Annotated in this window: 16 protein-coding genes; 11 read left to right on the forward strand and 5 right to left on the reverse strand. The window is 69.7% G+C overall.

What is annotated here, in order from left to right; translation table 11 throughout:
- Positions 1-149 precede the first annotated feature (149 nt).
- From AB0N63_RS32780 to AB0N63_RS32790, 3 genes are all read left to right on the forward strand, one after another.
- Positions 150-1,742: an ISL3 family transposase gene (locus tag AB0N63_RS32780; protein WP_365534945.1), complete on the forward strand. Its 1,593-nt coding sequence runs from the start codon at positions 150-152 to the stop codon at positions 1,740-1,742.
- Between the two features lie 61 nt (positions 1,743-1,803).
- Positions 1,804-2,220 (forward strand): DUF4259 domain-containing protein, encoded by a 417-nt coding sequence (locus tag AB0N63_RS32785; RefSeq protein WP_322502040.1) that lies wholly within the window; start codon positions 1,804-1,806, stop codon positions 2,218-2,220.
- A gap of 765 nt (positions 2,221-2,985) precedes the next feature.
- Positions 2,986-3,192, forward strand: coding sequence for a DUF6417 family protein (locus tag AB0N63_RS32790; protein ID WP_365534920.1), 207 nt, complete (start codon positions 2,986-2,988; stop codon positions 3,190-3,192).
- Between the two features lie 347 nt (positions 3,193-3,539).
- Here the strand turns inward: AB0N63_RS32790 and AB0N63_RS32795 are convergent, their stop codons facing one another.
- Entirely contained in the window at positions 3,540-4,151 is a 612-nt protein-coding gene (locus AB0N63_RS32795) for a hypothetical protein (RefSeq protein ID WP_365534922.1), read from the reverse strand.
- Between the two features lie 201 nt (positions 4,152-4,352).
- Here AB0N63_RS32795 and AB0N63_RS32800 point away from each other — a divergent pair, with 201 nt between their 5' ends.
- Positions 4,353-5,363, forward strand: coding sequence for a hypothetical protein (locus AB0N63_RS32800; protein WP_365534925.1), 1,011 nt, complete (start codon positions 4,353-4,355; stop codon positions 5,361-5,363).
- Between the two features lie 244 nt (positions 5,364-5,607).
- Positions 5,608-6,390: a DUF6417 family protein gene (locus AB0N63_RS32805; protein WP_365534927.1), complete on the forward strand. Its 783-nt coding sequence runs from the start codon at positions 5,608-5,610 to the stop codon at positions 6,388-6,390.
- 249 nt (positions 6,391-6,639) lie between these two features.
- On the opposite strand, the gene AB0N63_RS32810 is transcribed toward AB0N63_RS32805, so the two are convergent.
- Positions 6,640-7,353, reverse strand: a complete 714-nt coding sequence (locus AB0N63_RS32810; RefSeq protein ID WP_365534928.1) for a hypothetical protein — start codon at positions 7,351-7,353, stop codon at positions 6,640-6,642.
- A 7-nt stretch (positions 7,354-7,360) separates the two neighbouring features.
- A complete protein-coding gene (locus AB0N63_RS32815) occupies positions 7,361-7,537 on the reverse strand; it encodes a hypothetical protein (protein ID WP_365534930.1) in 177 nt (58 codons plus the stop codon).
- An 880-nt stretch (positions 7,538-8,417) separates the two neighbouring features.
- Here AB0N63_RS32815 and AB0N63_RS32820 point away from each other — a divergent pair.
- The 3 genes from AB0N63_RS32820 to AB0N63_RS32830 all read left to right on the forward strand — a co-directional run bounded on the left by AB0N63_RS32820 (position 8,418) and on the right by AB0N63_RS32830 (position 14,487).
- The gene (locus AB0N63_RS32820; protein ID WP_365534932.1) at positions 8,418-13,148 is read left to right on the forward strand and encodes an RICIN domain-containing protein; all 4,731 of its coding nucleotides are present in this window, start codon (positions 8,418-8,420) and stop codon (positions 13,146-13,148) included.
- A gap of 45 nt (positions 13,149-13,193) precedes the next feature.
- Positions 13,194-13,460: a hypothetical protein gene (locus AB0N63_RS32825; protein ID WP_365534933.1), complete on the forward strand. Its 267-nt coding sequence runs from the start codon at positions 13,194-13,196 to the stop codon at positions 13,458-13,460.
- A gap of 550 nt (positions 13,461-14,010) precedes the next feature.
- On the forward strand, positions 14,011-14,487 hold the full coding sequence (locus AB0N63_RS32830; RefSeq protein WP_365534935.1) for a lamin tail domain-containing protein: 477 nt from the start codon (positions 14,011-14,013) through the stop codon (positions 14,485-14,487).
- A gap of 156 nt (positions 14,488-14,643) precedes the next feature.
- Here the strand turns inward: AB0N63_RS32830 and AB0N63_RS32835 are convergent, their stop codons facing one another.
- Positions 14,644-15,048 (reverse strand): peptidase inhibitor family I36 protein, encoded by a 405-nt coding sequence (locus AB0N63_RS32835; protein ID WP_365534938.1) that lies wholly within the window; start codon positions 15,046-15,048, stop codon positions 14,644-14,646.
- Between the two features lie 323 nt (positions 15,049-15,371).
- Here AB0N63_RS32835 and AB0N63_RS32840 point away from each other — a divergent pair, with 323 nt between their 5' ends.
- Positions 15,372-16,079: an HNH endonuclease family protein gene (locus AB0N63_RS32840; RefSeq protein ID WP_365534940.1), complete on the forward strand. Its 708-nt coding sequence runs from the start codon at positions 15,372-15,374 to the stop codon at positions 16,077-16,079.
- A 299-nt stretch (positions 16,080-16,378) separates the two neighbouring features.
- On the opposite strand, the gene AB0N63_RS32845 is transcribed toward AB0N63_RS32840, so the two are convergent.
- The gene (locus tag AB0N63_RS32845) at positions 16,379-16,552 is read right to left on the reverse strand and encodes a CsbD family protein (RefSeq protein WP_365529526.1); all 174 of its coding nucleotides are present in this window, start codon (positions 16,550-16,552) and stop codon (positions 16,379-16,381) included.
- A 140-nt stretch (positions 16,553-16,692) separates the two neighbouring features.
- Here AB0N63_RS32845 and AB0N63_RS32850 point away from each other — a divergent pair, with 140 nt between their 5' ends.
- Both AB0N63_RS32850 and AB0N63_RS32855 read left to right on the forward strand, forming a co-directional pair.
- Positions 16,693-16,863: a hypothetical protein gene (locus AB0N63_RS32850; protein ID WP_027758556.1), complete on the forward strand. Its 171-nt coding sequence runs from the start codon at positions 16,693-16,695 to the stop codon at positions 16,861-16,863.
- A 451-nt stretch (positions 16,864-17,314) separates the two neighbouring features.
- On the forward strand, positions 17,315-17,995 hold a 681-nt coding region (locus tag AB0N63_RS32855; protein WP_365534941.1), incomplete at its 3' end, for a Ku protein.

Genomic DNA, 17,995 nt, shown 5'->3' on the forward strand with positions numbered 1-17,995 from the left:
GGCTTTGTTCACCAGAACGGGTTCTGGCTCGCTTTCCGTGATGCGCGCACGCTGAGTGACGGCTGACGCTCCAGTCAGGCCCCGGGAAGTTGCCTGAAAATGACCAGGGCCGATCTTGATGTGGTCGACAGTGCGGCGTCGTGGAAGAGATGTCGCCCCGTCTGGAGGGCCTGCTGTTACCGTCCATCGCGGACGTGTCCGTGCTGTCGTTAGACGTGAGCCACGAGGCGCTACGCATCGACGTCTGCAGTACGGCGGCCGGGGCGGCATGCCCGGACTGTGGGAGCGAGTCGTCCCGGGTGCACAGCTCTTACCTGCGGTTTCCTGCGGACGTGCCGAGTGGGGGACGTCTGGTGGTTCTACAACTGCGAGTTCGGCGGTTCTTCTGTCCGGATTCTTCGTGTGCTCGGCGGACGTTCGCTGAGCAGATGCCGGGACTGACCCGGCGGCACAGCAGGTGGACGGAGCGGTTGCGGTCGACTCTCGCCGCGGTAGGTCTCGCCCTCGCCGGCCGGGCTGGCGCCCGGATGGCACGGGCCTTCGGGGTGTCCATCAGCCGCAGCGCGGTGTTGCGGCTGCTCGATGGATTGCCCGAACCCGAAGTCCCGGCCCCGCGGGTGGTTGGTGTTGATGAGTACGCCACGCGCAAAGGACGGGTCTACGGCACGGTGCTCGTCGACGTCGAAACCCGTCGGCCGGTGGATCTGCTGCCTGACCGGGAGGCGTCCAGCCTGGCCGCATGGCTGGAGAAGCGACCGGGGATCGAGATCGTCTGCCGGGACCGCGCGCCGTTTTTCGCGGAAGGCGCCACAGCCGGGGCACCCCAGGCGACGCAGGTCGCCGACCGCTGGCATCTGTGGCACAACCTCGGGGAGGCCGCTGAGCGGGCTGTCGCCCGCCACCGCCATTGCCTTCGCGTCCTGGTCCCCGATCGCGAGGGGAAGGCCGACGAACCGGCGCCGCCAGGGGAGAAGGCGGACTCTCCATGGCGGAGTGAGCGGTTCGCCAACCGTGTCCGAGCCAGGCACGCCACGGTCCACGCGCTACTGGAAGCCGGCCACAGCCGCCGCTCCATCGGGCGTCAGCTGAACATGACCCACCGCACCGTCAAAAGCCTCGCCGACGCTGCGAAGCCGGAAGACCTCTTTTGCGGCCAGTGGCAGCACAACAGGACCTCCGTTCTCGACGAGTACAAGCCCTACCTGGACGAACGTTGGGACGAGGGCTGCACCAACGCCTGGAAGCTCTGGGAGGAGATCGTTCCCTTGGGCTATCGGGGCAGCTACGGCCGGGTCAGCGCCTACCTGCGAGAGAAGCGCACCTCGCCACGGCCGGTCACCGCGCAACCGCCGGCACCCCGCGTGGTGACGAGATGGATCCTCAGCCGACCCGAGACGCTGACCGAGATCGAGCAGCTCCGGCTGAAGGCCGTCCTTGCCAACTGCCCTGAACTCGACGCCCTGACCGGTCACGTCCGGTCCTTCGCCCACATGCTCACCGAGCGGCAGGGGGAACGACTTCCGCAGTGGCTCGACGCCGTCCGCCAGGACGACCTTCCCAGCCTCCACACTCTCGCGGCTGGCATCGACCGAGACCGCAACGCAGTCATCGCCGGCCTGACCCTGCCCTGGAACTCCGGCGTCGTCGAAGGACACGTCAACCGGATCAAGATGCTCAAGCGACAGATGTTCGGTCGCGCCGGCTTCGCACTGCTCCGCAAGCGGGTTCTCCTCGCACCGTGACCGATGTCAGTGGCTCCTGGAACCATGTCTTCGTCCGAGACAGCCATATCAGGAGCCATGCATGGGAACGTGGGGAACCGGCCCGTTCGACAGCGACCTCGCCGCAGACTTCGTCGATGGACTTGAGGGGCTCACCCACCAGCAGGTCATTGACGTGCTGGAGCGGGCATTCCACCGAGTCACCGACTCGGGAGAACGCGTCGATGGCGGAGACGGGGCCGAAGCCATTGCCGCTGGCGCCCTCGTCGCCAGCACCCTCCCGGACAGCCCCATCGTGATTGACCCCGATGACGGCCCCAGGCAACCGCTGCCCGCACTCCCGGCCTCCCTTCGGGCGTCGGCGAGACTCGCACTGCACCGGGTTCTCCAGGACGGATCTGAAATGGCAACCGGCTGGGTGGACAGCGCCGACGCCGACCAGTGGCGCCAGGAAGTGCGACAGATCCTCCAAGCACTCGAAACACCCTCTGATCACTAGTCGTGACCGCTTCACGGAAGTCGTGCCAGAACCCGTTCTGGTGAACAAAGTCACTCGCCGGTGCGCTGCTGTCCGCACTGCTGTCCGGTAGACGGGCTCACCGCGTTATTCGCCTGTGATGCCGCCGCCCGCTGTCCGAGCCGGACGCGTCCTCGGCCAATGGGCCGCGGGATCACGCCCGCTGTGGGAACTCCTGCGTGCAGTGCCTCCGCCCCGGCGGCCGAGAGCCTGCACCCGCCGACCGACCGGGAAACCCATGACCGCCCACCGGCGAGGCGACGCTGCTGTCCACCGCGGAAACCGGGGGCAGCCGAGATGGCGATCAGCTCCCCCATGCAGAACCGCTGCCCCTACCATGATCACCGTGACTGCCCGCCGTTCCCTGGGCACCGGCCCCGGAGCTCCCACTCACACCATCAGCGCCGCTCAGGCCGACCTCATCGCCGCCCTGCCGCAGATCCGTCTCCCCGACCTGGACGAGCTGCGCACCCGTGGAGTGCTCGGGCCCCAGCCCGTAGCTCCTCAGGGCCGGCGCCGTGCTCTGGGATCTGGTGGCCGTGCAGACGTGGCAGGGGTCGGCGGGGCTGCTGAGGCGCTTTGATCGTCGTTCGTCGGTGGGAAACAGCCTCCGGGCGGGCATCGGTGCCCCGGTGCGGCGCGGTCGCCGAGTGTGCTCCCTTCCCGGTCGCTTCGCCGGGAGGGGTTCGTGCCGTCGTGGGGCTGACGTGTGCGTGACCGTAGGTGGTCCGGGTACGTTGCCCGGTCATGGAAGACGACGACCTCTTCGCGCTCCAGGAGCTGGACTTCGCGCCGGTGCGGACCACCGGGCAGCGGCTGGCCGTGCTCACTCTCGAGGAGGCGCATGATCTTCTGCGGCTGCTGGTGACGGTCTCTGCTGAGGGTGGGCCGCTGTCGGAGGAGGCCGACAGGCTGGCCAAGGAGATCGCCGCCCGGGTTCCTTCGGAGAACTGACCCTGGGGCGAGAGTCCGACGATCCACTCCAGCGGTTGCGGCCGGAGTCGGCGGGCGTGGTCTTCCTCGGCCTGCCGTGTGCGCAGGGTGGCGATCTTGCGGTCGGCGCGAGCCGGCCACATGGCGCGCCCGCAGGTGCTCCAGGCCGGGCGGGCAACTGCGCCCATGACAAGCAGCTGTGATCCGGCTGCCCGATCAACTGTGGCTGAGCGCGACGCTTGGCCTGGGTGGACGACTTCTATGCACAGCACCGGCTGTCCGCCCTGTGCGGATGGGGTCACCAGCGGGCGCGCAGGACACCGTCGGCGAGAAGAGCGGTGTACACGTCACCGGAGCGGTCGGGCCCATCAGGAGCTGCTCCAGGCGTAGGCGTCCCAGTAGCCGTCGTGGCGGACGCAGCCGCCGTCGGCGACGACCAGTCCCTCGCCGGCACGCCGGCCGGGGCCCAGCGACAGCGCGACGCCGTGGTCGTCGGTCGTGTGGATCTCTTGCAAGCCGGTCGCTCTGCCGGTGACCGGGTCGGTCCCCGGCTCCGTCGTCACCTTCCAGCCCCGCTCGGACCACTGCCTGCGAAGGTTGGCGACCGCCGCACGGTACCCGGCGTCGCCGCCCTTGAAATCCGGGGCCCAGGAGACGGACGGCTGATGCCGGTAGGTGCCATCCCCGTCGAAACCGAGGTCGTCCACGCAGGATGAGCTGGCCGTTGACTTTCTCAGGAACGCGGACTCCGGATCCGAGCCCAGGAAGAGAACCGTGTCCTCGCCGGCGGCCTGCGTGTCGCGTACGTGCTGCAGAAACTGCGCCTCGGAACGGACGGGACCACCGGCCATGGCGGTGCAGCCAGTGACGGACCCCGCGAGCAGGAACACCACCACGGCCCCGGCAACGGACAGCCCCAGGCCCCTGAACCGGCGGCGGAAAGCGGACGCCGCGGGAGCCGCGGAGGGAGTCAGTGTCATGAAGCCATCCGAACACCGTCACCCAGGCCGACGGCACCGTCGCCCTACTCAGTCTCGTACTCAGAAAGGCCAGAGCGTCCGGAGGTCCGCGTGGCCTTTCTGAGGCTCTGAGCACCTATCTGGCGAACGGTGCCACCTTGGGCCTCATCTCGCGTGTTCGATTTTCTGTTCGATAACGTAGTGGGGGAGGTGGTGGTCGTGATGGCAGTAGAGACAGGACCGGCGCGCGGAGCGTCGACGGTGATGCATGTGCGCTGCCCGGACCGCCTGCCCGAGGAGACCTACCGCCAGGTGCTGGAACAGCTGGCGGACCTGTCCCCGGTGGTGCAGGCGCTGCCACCGACGGCGGCCCTGGTGGAGCTGAAGGGCGCCCTGCGCTATCACGGCACGGACGCCTGCAGGCTGGGGGAGGTGCTGCGGATCCGCACTCTGTCTCGTCTCGGGGTCGACGTGCGGGTCGGCATCGGCCCCACCGTCACGGTCGCCGCCACCGCCTCCGCCCAGGTCTCCCCGCCCGGCGGCGTCCTCACGGTCGACCCCGACCAGGCCCACGCGTGGCTCGCGCCGCTGCCGGTCGAGGCCCTGCACGGGATCGGCCCGCGCCAGGCCGAAGCCCTGCACGACTACGGCATCCACACCGTCGGCCTGCTCGCCGCCGTCCCCACCGCCACCGTGCAACGCCTCCTCGGAGGCAGAGCCGGACGCCTGGCCGCCGACCGCGCCCGCGGCACCGACCCCCGCCCGGTCGTCCCCCGCGCCCTGCCCCCGGCCGCCAGCGTCCGCCACGCCTTCACCCAGCACACCCTGGACGGCGCCGCCGTCCGCGCCGCCCTCCTCGACCTCGTCGTCCAGCTCGGCCGACTGCTGCGCCGCCGCGGCCAGGCCGCCCGATCCCTGACCCTGACGCTGCGGTTCGCCGGCGGCGCCACGTGGGAGAAGACCCGCCGCCTGCCCGAAGCGTCCGGCCACGACGAAGACCTGCGGACCATCGCTTACCAGCTGATGGACGCGGCCGGACTGCAGCGCGGCCGCCTTACCGGCATCACGTTGAAGGGCGGGGACCCCGTCGACGCCGGCCAGGTGGCCCAGCAGATCAGCCTCGACCATGCCCGCGAAGCCCGTCTGGTCGCCGAAGAGGCCGTGGACCGCATCCGCGACAAGTTTGGGCCCGGCGTCATCGGGCCTGCCGCCGTTTTTCCCCGCGCCTCCTGACGTGCCCATCGCCGGCGCCCGGGCGAGTGGTGTAGGAACGGCAGTACCGGGCGGGTTAGCACCGCAGGAGCGGGCCGCCTCGGAGGCGCGCGCCGAGCGGCTGTTGCGCCGTGGCGGCCTCTCATGGACGTCGGCCCTGGCGAGTGCGCCGCGCTGGCGGCCTTGCTGCCCGTGAGCGGCGGCCTCCCTCAGTGCGAGTGCGCGGCACCACGTCTACCACAGCTGTAGCGGCCGTGTTCTTGAGATGGAGCCCATTGCCGAGGACGCGGTAGGGCTGTCGGGGAGCCGGGCCGCGCACCTCGGTCGTGAGGTGCACACCGGGCCGGTGGTCTTTGCGGTGTTTCCACGCGCCGAGCAGGGTTCGGCTTCTAACGTCGGTTCAGCGGAGGCGTCGGAGAAGCAAAGGCGGGGGTGGGCTGTGCGGGAGCGGAAGGCTTGGATCGACGCGCTGCGGGCAGTGCGGGAGAGGGAGCGGGAGGCCCGGTGGGGCTGGGTGCTGTTGGGCGACCTGATGCCGAATCTCCAGCAGGCGGTGGGCGCGGCGGCCGGGCAGGGGCTGGTCGAGCTGGCCGACCGGGAGATGCGCGCGGAGCTTTCCGCACGCGAGGGCCGGCCTGTCCGGTGGGCGGCACGGCTGTCTGCTGTCGGCCACGACGTACTCACCTACACGGACGCCGGCCAGGCCCCCGAACCGAACCCTGACGGCCCCGCGGACGGCGAGCAGCTGGTCGAGCTTCGCCCGGCGGAGATGGACGCGGTGCGCCGATATGTGCAGGTCGGTGAGCGGCTGCGTGTTCGGCCGGCTGACGGCCTGGCGCAACGGGTACGCGGCGCGGCGTTCGACCGCTCCGGCAACCGCTGGTCGCTGTTCTTGACCGCGGAGCAGATCGAGTCGGTGGCCTACGCCCTCTACCTGCGCTCGGTGGGAGGTTCAGTGGCGGAGGCCAACCGGTTCGCCCGAACGTACGGCCTCGTTTTCCGGGCGGGGCGGGAAACGGGTGTTCTCCAGCTGGAGCATCTGTCCTGACGGCCCCGTCTCCGCCTGGTTGGACGCCGGAACCAGCCGAAATCGCGGTCCGGTAGGGCGCAGCGCGAGGTGATCAAGCGGGCGCAGGCGGCGAAGAACAGAGGGGGTGGCCGCGACCCCAACCCCGGCCTGCTCCCGCACTGGGCCTATGCCGCCCTGGTCGGCGGCCCGTGGGGCAGCCTGCTGCGCGACATCGCCGGCTGGCAGCCAGAGCGTCACGAGGAAACGAGCGTTTGCTTCGGCTGGCGTCTATGAGGTGACGAGGCCCGCCCAGTGGCTGGCCAGGGCTGGGATGGGTTGGGGGACTGGACCGAGATCGGCGTTGTGCGGCGTGTGCAGATTGTCGACGGCGTCTTTCAGCGCGTGTGCTGAGACGGTCGGGCAGGGGGCCGGAAGGCGGTAGCGGACACTGGGGCCGGGCGGGGCTTCGCGGTGTCCGGCGTGGGCTTGATGCGCCACCGGCGTGTAGCTGTCCCACCCTTGGTCGTTGAGAAGGTCGATCTGGGAGGCCCAGTGCTGGGCGTCCCGCACGTCTCCGTGATGGAGATGCAGGAGGTAGATGCACAGGGCGGCGGTGACGTTCCCGGCGCCGGCGGCGTAGTGCCACCAGAACCGGGCCCCTTCTGCCCGGTCGGCGAGGTAGAGCAGGCACGCGAAGGGAAGGGCGCCGTCGGGGTCCCGGTCGGTTTCGAAGTCGGTGATGCGTCCGGCGGCACCGTGGTGATGCACGGTGCCGCGGCACACCAGGCGCAGGTCGAGCGCCGCCTGCTCGTGCAGCGCAGCAGGCGGCTCGGGCGCCCGGGAACCGCGCGGCGAAGCGGCGTCAAGAAACCGTAGCCAGCGCAGCTCGTGGAGGCGGCAGGCGATGTTGCGGCGCGCACTGTCCAGGTCCTCGGTGGTGTATTGGCCGTTGAAGACGCGGGCGCGGGCCAGGGCCTCGTCGATGCTGCGCGGGCTGCTCACGGGCAGGTCACTCCTTGTCGGTCTCGGGGATGTGGTCGGTGCGGTAGCCCATGGCTGTGGCCAGCCGGTGTTTGGCGGTACGGCGGATGGGCCGGACGGTCGCCTCGGTGATGCCCATGATCAGGGCCGTCTCCTTGGTGCTGAAGCCGCAATCCTGAAGACGGCGGAGAGTGCCTACGAACACGTGCGCTATTGTTGATCTTGAGCTGGCCGCCGGGAAGTCCGGCGACCTGGTTGCGCGTTGGTGGTCCAAGGAAAGACGTCCCGCTTCCTGCGGGGAGATGCAGGTGCAAGGCCTGCCCGGCGCTCCACACAGACCCCGCCTCCGACATCGGAGGCGGGGTCTTCGCGTGCCCGGGTCCCAAGGCGGCGGGGCGGTGTGGCCGCCGGCTGTTACCGCTTCCAGGTGGCGGCCCGGATGTGGCCGGGGCGGCGAGGGCTGGCGGTTCCGACGTGTTGGTCTGTGCCCCGCGCGCGGTCTCGCCGTGCAGGGCGTCAAGCTGGTGCATTCACCGCATTGATGGGCGATGCATTCGTGAGTCGGGCAAGAGGGCGTAACGCCGGCTTGGGTTTCGTCGTCGGCTCGCCGAGTCATCCTCCGTCTCCATCCGGCCAACTCCACGGACAGCTCCGGCTCCTTGCGACCCGCGCGTCTCCATAGTTGCCGCACAGATTCCGGCCTGTTCGCACACATGTCCGGTGCTGCTGTTCTCGGCCATACCGGGGGGCGTGATCTTGTTGCGTGCCCGTTCGGGCTGCTTATGGTGTCGGCCGCGTTCGACGGGCCTGCCTATGCGTCCCGGACGCCAGTATCCGTGCGGTCGGGGGGCCGTGACGCGTCGTCTTGCGCCTGTGCCGTTCGGACACGTCGGACGAGTGCCCCGTCCGCTTGTTCGCGAACAGGGGCTTTCTTCTTGAAGACCAGACCAGGCGGTCTCGCGCAGGCACGCCGAAGACCACGCCACTTCGCACGCTTCCTGCCAGGCCTCATAGCTCTCGCCCTCCTGGCGCCTCAGGCCTCCAGGCCGGAGATGTCCAGCCGGTCGGCCCCGGACGCCGCGCCCGTGGCCGACAGCTATGACGGGTTCGATGCCACCGCCGCGGAGGCGCTGCGGCAGGACCAGTGCCTGATGGCCAGTGTGCTGCGGCTGGGCGGGCCCACCATGTCGGGCATCGCTCAGAACGCGCTGAACCAGTCCCCGGATCAGCTGCACATGGTGGCGAACCAGGACTACTGGGAGCAGACGCCGCTGTCGACGGCGTTCGATCAGGACCGGGATCTCATTCACGAGGCGGGACAGGCGCAGAGCCAGGAGGTCCAGTCCTGGATGATCAGTGGGCTGGAGACTCCCGGCGGCTTCTCCAACGTCGGGTTCGCGTGGCCGCCGGGGCTGTCCGACGGCAAGGACGACTTCTTCGGCATGACCGGTCTGCCGGCCTGGTCCGGGGCCCAGTGGTGGCGGGACGAGGGCGACTTCTACAAGGACCCGACGGCTGAGGCCGACGCTGCCACGTTCAATGCGGTCAAGACGGTCGGCACGCCCCTCTACGGCGACTCCGGCGTCTCCGGGGCCGACTACGCCGAGTACCAGGCGTGGAGCCGGCTGACGGAGTTCGACAAGTCGATCGGCGCGGACGACGCCCGGCTGTTCCTGTCCTCCGGTGGTTTCCCTCGCGCCGCGGCCGAGCCGGACAGTCCCGAGTACCGCATCGCGGTGGAGGACCTGAAGTCCCGCTTCGCGTCCTGCGCTTGGCACACCCCGCTCGACCCGCGCAAGGTGCTGGGCAAGGAGGTGGCCACCGCGACCGCGGAGTGGCAGCAGGAGATCGCCTCCCAGGCCGCGCAGCGCAACCAGATCCTGAACGCCAACCGTGACGCCGTCAAGGCGCTCCAGGCCGGCGCCACCGCACTGGGGCAGCTGCTCGGCCAGTCCTGGACCGCCGACCACCTGACCCGCTGGCAGGACTACTGGAGCCCCGGCGGCGTCGGGTGGATCGACACCTCGCCGGTGGTCATCCAGGTCGAGGCGGCCAAGGGCATGTGTCTCGACGTCGAGGGCGGCGGGACGGGCGACGGCGTGCCGGTGCAGATCTACACCTGCAACAGCTCCGACGCCCAGAAGTGGGAGATCATCCCGCGGGACCAAGACAGCTACTCGCTGCGGAACATCAAGTCGAACAAGTGCCTCGACGTCAACGCGGGCAACGCGGCCAACGGCACGAAGATCCAGATCTGGACGTGTAACCAGACTGCGCCGCAACAGTGGAAGTTCAACGTCCGCGCCGCCGGTGAACTGCGCAACGTCGCCACCGACAAGTGCCTGGACCTGCACACGTACGAGAACGGCTACAACTCGTGGCTGTGGGGCTGCAACGGCACCGACCCGCAGAAGTTCCGTGCCGTCGCTCAAGGACACCATGGCACCGACAGGCCGGGCTACCCGACGCAGGCCCAATTCACCAAGGCCGCGAACGGCATCACTCAGGCCCGGCAGTCGGCCGTACAGAAGCTCGCGGCCCTCAAGCAGCAACTCACCATCGCCCAGAAGGCCGTGACCGCCTCGGACACCGCCGAGAAGGCCGCCTACGCCATCGCCGACACCAATGGCGCACCGCGTGGCCGTGGCCTGCTGGTCGGGCAGCAGAAGGCTCAGATCACCCAGGGCGCGGCAGCGGCTCTGCAAGCGATGGCGAAGGCGGGTGAGACCGCGGAGGCCGCGACCCGTGCCTCGGCCGGTGACAGCGCGACCATCGCGCAGCGGGCGCTGGCGCAGGCGGCGCAGTCCAAGGCGGAGTTCCGCAAGAAGGCCGCCGAGGCCGCCGAGTTGCAGGCCAAGGCCGCCGCGGACGCGGCGAAGATCCACCGGGACAACGCCAAGAAGGACAAGGAGACCGCCGAGGCCGAGCTCGCCGTCGCGGTGCAGGCAGAGGCGGACGCGAAGGCGGCCGCCGCCGACGCACACGCCAAGCGGCTCGCCGCCGAGGCCGAGGAGAAGACAGCCAAGGCGGAGAAGGAGAACGCCGCCGCCAAGCAGGCGGAGGCGCAGCAGCACAAGAACAACGCCGAGACGCAGGCTGCCGCCGCCAAGGACGCCGAGGACAAGGCCAAAGCCGCCGAAGCGACCGCAGAGAGCAAGCGCGACGCGGCGACCAAGGCCGGCGACGACGCCAAGGCCAAGCGGGACGACGCATGGGACGCCGAGCAGAAGGCCAACGCGGCGCGCGCCAAGGCCGACGCGAAGGCCGCCTACGCCGACTCTCTGGAAGCCGGTGACGCGGCGGACGCCGCACGCGCCGCGGCGAACGACGCCGACCAGCACGCGAACGACGCCGAGGCCGCCGCGGTCAAGGCCCGCTCGGAAGCGGACGCGGCGACCCAGGCGGCGGCGGACGCGGACGCGGCGGCCACCCGCGCCGAGGCCGCGGCCAAGCGCTCCCGCTCCGACGCGGACGCGGCGCAGGCCGCGAAGCTGAAGGCGGACGCCGCGGTGAAGACGGCGACCAGCGCCGCCGCCAACGCCCTCAAGGCCTCCCAGGACGCCGCCGCCGAGGCCAAGACGGCCGTCGAGCTGGCCGACAAGGCCGAAGCGCGCGCCAGGGACTCCAAGTCCCAGGCGGACCAGGCGCGCAAGGAGGCCGACACGGCGCGGGCGGCTGCGGCGAAAGCGGCCGGCTTCGCCCACGTGACGGCCCAGGCCGCCGTGGACGCCGGCCACGCCGCCACCCAGGTGGCCGACCCGGCCAACGACGCCATCCAGCTCGGTTCCCCCTACGTCACCACCGACTCCGCGGCAGGGCTCATCGTCCTGACAGCTCAGGGCTCCAAGACGATCGCCGAGCAGCAGAAGGCGGTCGCCGACGCCCACGCCAAGAACGCCAAGGCCCAGGCCGACGCCGCGAAGTCCCTGGCCGACCAGGCCCAGGGCGACACGAAGGAGGCCTACCAGCACGCCGCGGGCGCCACCAAGTACGCGGCCGACGCCCGCACCTACGCCGACGAGGCCCTAGGCTACGCGGCCGACGCCGCCGACACCGCGGCCAAAGCCGCCACATCGGTGACCCGCACAGTCGCGTACGACAAACAGGCCACAGAAGACGCCGCCGCAGCCGACGCGGCAGCCGGCCGCGCCGAAGGCTACGCCAAGGACGCCCGCGACTCCGCCGACCAGGCGGCCCTGGACGCCGAAGCCGCACGCGCGGCGGCGACCGAGGCCGAACAGGCCGCCAAGGGCGCCCGCGACGCGGCCACCCGCGCTGACGCAGCGGCGACCGAGGCCGAACAGGCGGCGAAGGACGCCGCCCAATACGCCAAGGAGGCCCAGGACGCGGCCGACAGGGCCGAGCGGGCGCAAAAAGCCCAGCAGATCAAGACCGGCACCGTCCCCGACGGCAACGGCGGCTCAATCGGCAACACGTTCCTCGTCATCGACCACATCGAGCAGGTCGGCGATCCGCAGATCGTGGACAAGACGAGCGCGTGCGACAGCTGGATCAGCAAGCTCGCCTACAAGGGCGATTGCACCATCACAGCGAAGCTCCCCTACAGGGCCGTCGTCGATCTCTACCTGTGCAGTGCCGAGGGCATCGATCCCCAGTTGCTGATGTGCCCCACCAGCGCCACACAGTATCTAAAAACAGTCAAAACGGACGTTCTTTACGAGCAGGTCACGCACAACATCACGATTGCCGAATGGCAGGAGAACGTCGACCCGATCGACATTCTCTTCGGTAGTTGGATCAAGTGCGCCCAGAAGTTCGCCCCCGGCGGTGAGAGCGGCAGCTGGAGCGGGTGCGCGTGGGCATCCCTAGACGTCCTCTCCTTGTTTGCGGGCAAGATCCTCCAGCCCATCGCGGACGCCGTCAGAGCAGCTGACGCAGCTGCCCGGACCGGCATCGAATTCACGTCCGCGTGGAGGGGGCTGCGCGCGCTGAAGCTGTCGGAAGACGCCGTCGCCGGTATCCGCAAGACCCTTTTTCAGAGACTGCGCGGGCTCTGCCTGAAGGACAGCTTCCCTGCCGGCACGCGCGTGCTGCTGGCCAATGGCGTGTCCAAGCCGATCGACTCGGTCGGCGTCGGCGACCGAGTGCTGGCCGCTGATCTGGCCGCCGGGACGAACAACTCCGCACCGGTCACGGCGACGTACTCCCATTCAGCGCGCCAGCTTCTGCAGATCACCTTTGCCGACGGCGGACGGATACTCACCACACCGGGGCACCGGATGTACGTCCCGGGCCGTGGCTGGATACAGGCATCCAGCCTGCGCGCAACAGACTCGCTTCGGGCTCCGACCGGTGCCATGGACAAGGTTATCGACATCCGTCTGGCACCCGCCTCGCAGCGGGTGTGGGACCTGAGTGTCGCCGACCTTCACACCTTCTACGTGCTCGCGGGCCGGACTCCTGTACTGGTCCACAACGTCGACTGCCCCGTCTACACAGACGTCTATCCGAGCGGGAGCGGCATCGTGGCCGACCTGGACCAGGACGGGCTCTTCGGCTTCGCTATCGAGACGGGCAAAGACACGCCCAGAGGCGGAGAGATGGTAAACGCCGCGCTTGCCTATTTCGGTGACCAGGTGAAGGGCATCAAGGGATACTGGCAGGATGGTGGTTCGCTCAGCGATAATTTGGACTCCTTCAACGCAGCCGTTCGAGGTGGCGCGCAGCTTGAGGAGGCGGCACTAGGAACGTTCACAGGGAAGATGGCCTTGCGGGCAGGGTTCTCCAGAGTGGAGATAACGGAGCTCAGAGGGTTGCCGGGGCAGTACACGAACGTCGGCGTAACCTTCCGCTAGCCACCCCAACACTGTGAGACCTCTCACCGGAAAGTCGAGCACGAAATGAACGAGTTGGACATTGTCGTCGACGAGCTGAAGGCGGCTCACGTCGACGGAAAGGGTGCTGTAGAAATCGCCCTGCTCGCCAAGGAGAAATTGGGTTCAGGGTTCGGCGCCATCTCTTTCATCACCTGCTTCCGTCTCGCCTTCGGCATACCACTGCCGGTCCTACAGCGCGCGCAGGCATGGGAGAGGTTCGGTTGGGGAACCGTCCACATCTCCGATGAGGAGTTCGACGGTCTCATCACTCCATGGCTCACCCCTGCGTGAAGTGTTTCTTCACGGCTGAGCTCGCGGCGGACGCCGGGGCATCTCCAGAGAGATGCGACGACCGGGCCGACTGATGTCGCGCAGCAGGTGGCAGACGGCGACGAAACCGCCTGCCGGGGGAAGACACAGGTGTAAGGCGTGCCCGGCGCTCCAAACAGACCCCGCCTCCGGTACATCAGAGGCGGGGTCGTCGCGTGCCCGAGGCCGTCGGCAGGAGGACGCGATGGCCGCCCGGCTGTTACCCACTTTCGGGTGGCGGCCCGGATGCGGCCGAGGTGGCGGGGGGCTGGCGTTCCCGCGAGTTGGGCCGTGCCCCGCCCGAGTCTCGCCCTGGCAGAGCGTGAACCTGGTGCATTCACTGCGTAGATGGACGATGCATCTGAGAGTCGCGGGGATATGGGCATCCTGTAACACGGTTCACGTTTCATCCGCATGGTTGCCGGGTGGCGGGCACGGTGGTGATCGCGGGGTCGGCCGGTCCCGTATCAGCACACCGCACACCCCGCCCGCGCGAGTCCCCAGGGCCCGCGAGCCGGGCTGTGCTTGCACGATGAGGGGGATCCTCGTGACCGTTTCCACCGCTGTCCGCGGCCTGACCGCGGCCGCGCTCACCGCTGCCGCTGTCACCGCTTCCGTCGCTGTACCGGCGTCCGCGGCCGACCACCGCGCGCCGAGGCCGAGTGTTCAGATCAGCCGGGTGCAGGCCGACTCCCCGGGGCGTGACGACCGCTCCACCCGCTCCCTGAACGCCGAGTGGGTGGAGATCACCAACACCACCCGCAAGACGGTGAACCTCAATGGCTGGACGCTGTCGGACCAGGATGGCCACACCTACACCTTCCACCACTACCGCCTCGACGGGCGTTCCACCGTCCGCGTCCACACCGGCACCGGCCGCGACGCCCGCCACGACCTCTACCAGGACCGCCGCGCCTACGTGTGGAACAACAGCTTCGACACGGCGACGCTGCGCAACGAACACCACCGCTTCGTCGACTCCCGCTTCTGGGGCCACCGCCACCACTGACCAGACGCCGTCCGGCACCGCCCGGCTGAGCCAGGCCTGGAGCGTGGGGTGAACGGGCCGGCCGCCGAGTGCGCTGGCGGCCGGCTGGACCGGGAGGAGGCAGGGGGCAGGAGAAGAGGTGCTGCTCCCTGCCTCCTCCCGGCATTCGGTGCTGCGCTATCCGCAGTCGTTGCGGTTGATCTTCAGGCTGCGGGTCTGGTCGTTGAGGTTGTAGCCGCGCAGGTCGTGGATGGAGCCGCCGCTGCGGGTGACGCACACCCATCGGCCGGCGTAGTTGCGTTTCTCGTAGACGCGGGCGGTGCGGTCGGAGTTGTTGCGGATCGAGCTGCCGCGGTCGCGGATCGCGGAGGGCAGGTCCTTCACCCCGCCGTCCACGGCCCGCCGCACCCAGGGCTGCCCGCCGAAGTTGATCTCCGGGTAGATGCAGACGTGTCCACTGGGGCAGTAGATCCGGGCACGGGCCAGGTTCTGCCCGCCGTCGGCGGTGGCAGAGGCGGGCGCGGACAGGGGCAGGAAGGCCAGAGCCGCGACGGCCCCGGCACGCATCACAGATCGGATCACGCCTCCACAGGTACGGGCTCGCCGGCTCCGGCGGGCCGCGGTCGCGTGCGGATTCACTCCGGCGGCGGGGCGCACGGCGCCAGGGAGGCCTTCCGTGTGCCTCGGCCGGGCTCCGGCGCACCAGGTGGCGGGCCACCGCGCCCTCCGCCCGTCACGGCCTACTCCGGCAGACCATTGTGGCGAGGGTGGGCGACAGGCCGGTGCGTGGTGATGTGACTTACCGTCCCCGCGGGTGACAACGCCGCTCATTCCCGGGCGTGTTGTGCGGGTGGGCCGCTACGAAGACCCCAGATGTCCGGGATCTTCGAAGGGACCCCCGCCCCATGCACCTGCCTCGCGCCGCGGCCGCCGCCTTCGCCGCTCTGCTCCTCCCGTTCACGGCCCACACCGCCACCGCCACCGCGGCAACCGTCACTGCGGCCACCGCCGTGCGCTCCGAAGTGCGGGCGGCGGGGGAGACGGTGACTCTGGCCGTGCGCGACGCGCTCGGCCGGCTGCCCGTCCGTGTCGAGGACCGCACCGGCTACGAACGCTCCAAGTTCAAGCACTGGGTCGACGCGGACAAGGACGGCTGCAACACCCGCGCCGAAGTCCTCAAGGCCGAAGCGGTCATCGCTCCCGAACAGGTCCCGCGCTGCGCCCTGTCGGGCGGCCAGTGGTACTCGGCCTATGACGACCGGTACATCGACGGCCCGTCCGGTCTGGACATCGACCACCTGGTCCCGCTCGCCGAGGCGTGGGACTCCGGCGCCTACGCATGGACCGCCGCCGAGCGTGAGGCCTACGCCAACGATCTCGGGGATGCGCGGGCTCTGATCGCGGTGTCGGCGGCGTCGAACCGGTCGAAGGCGGACCAGGACCCGGCCACGTGGCTGCCCCCGGCGGCCGGTTACCGCTGCCAGTACGTCGCGGACTGGGTCGCCGACAAGACCCGCTGGGGCCTGACCGTCGACGCCACCGAGCACGACGTGCTGGCCGATCAGCTCAGCCGGTGCCCCGATGCCCCCATCACCGTGACCCTCGCCCGCTGACAGGGGTTCCGGCCGACGGCGTCCGTCTTCGGTGTCTGCCTCTTGAGTGTTGTGGTCTTCGCCGGGTGCGTCCATGGTCTCGGGCGGCCGTGGCGATGATCAGGCTCTTCCCCGTGCCGACGTGACACGGGCTGCCCGGGCTTCCGCACAAACCGTGATGGCCGTCGGCGCCCGAACAGCCATTTCGCGGAGACCGGGAATCACCTGACCGGTGGTAACAGAGGAGAGTGGGTGTCCGCCCGGCGTCGGGCGGACACCCACTCTCCTCGTGCGGAACCCCCTGAACTTGAGGGCCGGGGTCAGTGCTTGAAGACGTCCTTGGCCTTCTCCTTGGCTTCGCGGGCGTCGCCGGTGCTCTTGTCGGCCTGTCCCTCGGCGGCCATGCGGTCGTTGCCGAGGGCGCTGCCCGCGGCCTCCTTGGCCTTGCCCTTGGCCTGCTCGGTCTTCGCCTTGGCCTTCTCGCCGGCACTCATGAAAGACAGCCTCCTCGAAGTCTCCGCTCGCTGTTGCGGTGGCCGCTCTCGTGCCCCGGCTTTCCGGCCACAAAAAAAGGCGTCAGCGAGGAATGCGCACAGCAATGCAGGGCAATCGAGGGGCCAGGAGGTCGATAACCATGGTTCCCCTTTTGCTTGTCCTGCTTCTCGCGCTCATCCTTTTCGGCGCGGGCTTCGCCCTGAAGATCCTGTGGTGGGTGGCGCTGATCGTTCTGGTGGTGTGGCTGCTCGGCTTCGTGATGCGTTCCACCAACGCGGGCGGCGGTCGCGGCCGCTGGTACCGATGGTGACCTGACACCGCACACACATCCCCCCGGGCAGGGCCCGGCCGAGAATCGGCCGGGCCCTGCCGGCTTGTCCGGCGGATTGCCGGGCGGCCGCGTCGGGCGAAGGGGTCCGGAAGGGAATTCGGGGTAGGTGTGGTGCAGTCGGGGGCGGGGCGGACACGCGCGCCAGGAACCCGCGCAACCTCCACGTCGCGTTCCCGCCCCCGGCCTCACCCGCCCGGCGACTGAGACGCCACTGGCCTGGAGGACGGTGACCTCACGCCCGCCGGACGACGCCGGCGACGCCTGTGCCCGGTCCCGGTTGCGCACGCCAGATCGGCGCCGGCCGGCTGCCGCCCCATCCGTAGGCCGCGGGGCGCCGACCTGGCAGACGGCCCACGGCCGGATGCCGTGGTGGGGCGGTTCTCGTAGCCTGAAGGTGGCTCGGGGCCTGGTGGCGGTGGAGGGTGTCCTGATGCCTCGAACGATCTGGTCCGGCGCTATCTCGTTCGGCCTGGTCACGGTGCCGATCCATGTCCAGAGCGCGACGGAGGACCGCAGTATCCACTTCCACCAGTACCACCTTGCGGACATGGGCCGGGTCCGCAACCGCAAGGTGTGCGAGCTGGAGGACCGCGAGGTCGGCCAGGGGGAGATCGGCAAGGGATATGAGTGGTCGAAGGACCAGGTCATCCCGATCAGCGACGCCGAACTGTCGAACCTGCCCCTGCCGACCGCGAAGGCGGTGGAGATCGACGCCTTCGTGCCGCTCGACTCGATCGACCCGGTCCGCCTGGGGGAGGGCTACTACCTCGCCCCGGACGGTCAGGTCGCGGCGAAACCGTACAAGCTGCTGGTCAAGGCGCTGGGCCGGTCGTCGCGGGTGGCGGTGGCGAAGTGGGCCTGGCACGGCCGCGAGCGCCTGGGAATCCTGCGAGTCAAGGACGACGTCCTGGTCCTCCAGCTGATGCGCTGGCCCGACGAGGTCCGTGACCCCGCCGAGCTGGCGCCGCCGGAGGTGGAGGTCTCGGAGCAGGAGATCGACGGCGCGCTCGCCCTCATGGACACCATGGCCCGCGAGGACCTGGAGGGCGAGGAGTTCCGGGACACGTACACCGAGGCCTTGGCGCGGGTGATCGAGGCCAAGCGCGAGCAC

The organism is Streptomyces sp. NPDC093260 (assembly GCF_040683715.1).
Taxonomy (GTDB): Bacteria; Actinomycetota; Actinomycetes; order Streptomycetales; family Streptomycetaceae; genus Streptomyces; species Streptomyces sennicomposti.

Bases quoted from the DNA above. Each gene is read 5' to 3' on its own strand.
- AB0N63_RS32780 (WP_365534945.1), top strand. From the start codon at position 150: ATGTCGCCCCGTCTGGAGGGCCTGCTGTTACCGTCCATCGCGGACGTG.
- AB0N63_RS32785 (WP_322502040.1), top strand. From the start codon at position 1,804: ATGGGAACGTGGGGAACCGGCCCGTTCGACAGCGACCTCGCCGCAGAC.
- AB0N63_RS32790 (WP_365534920.1), top strand. From the start codon at position 2,986: ATGGAAGACGACGACCTCTTCGCGCTCCAGGAGCTGGACTTCGCGCCG.
- AB0N63_RS32795 (WP_365534922.1), bottom strand. From the start codon at position 4,151: ATGACACTGACTCCCTCCGCGGCTCCCGCGGCGTCCGCTTTCCGCCGC.
- AB0N63_RS32800 (WP_365534925.1), top strand. From the start codon at position 4,353: ATGGCAGTAGAGACAGGACCGGCGCGCGGAGCGTCGACGGTGATGCAT.
- AB0N63_RS32805 (WP_365534927.1), top strand. From the start codon at position 5,608: ATGGAGCCCATTGCCGAGGACGCGGTAGGGCTGTCGGGGAGCCGGGCC.
- AB0N63_RS32825 (WP_365534933.1), top strand. From the start codon at position 13,194: ATGAACGAGTTGGACATTGTCGTCGACGAGCTGAAGGCGGCTCACGTC.
- AB0N63_RS32830 (WP_365534935.1), top strand. From the start codon at position 14,011: ATGAGGGGGATCCTCGTGACCGTTTCCACCGCTGTCCGCGGCCTGACC.
- AB0N63_RS32840 (WP_365534940.1), top strand. From the start codon at position 15,372: ATGCACCTGCCTCGCGCCGCGGCCGCCGCCTTCGCCGCTCTGCTCCTC.
- AB0N63_RS32845 (WP_365529526.1), bottom strand. From the start codon at position 16,552: ATGAGTGCCGGCGAGAAGGCCAAGGCGAAGACCGAGCAGGCCAAGGGC.
- AB0N63_RS32850 (WP_027758556.1), top strand. From the start codon at position 16,693: ATGGTTCCCCTTTTGCTTGTCCTGCTTCTCGCGCTCATCCTTTTCGGC.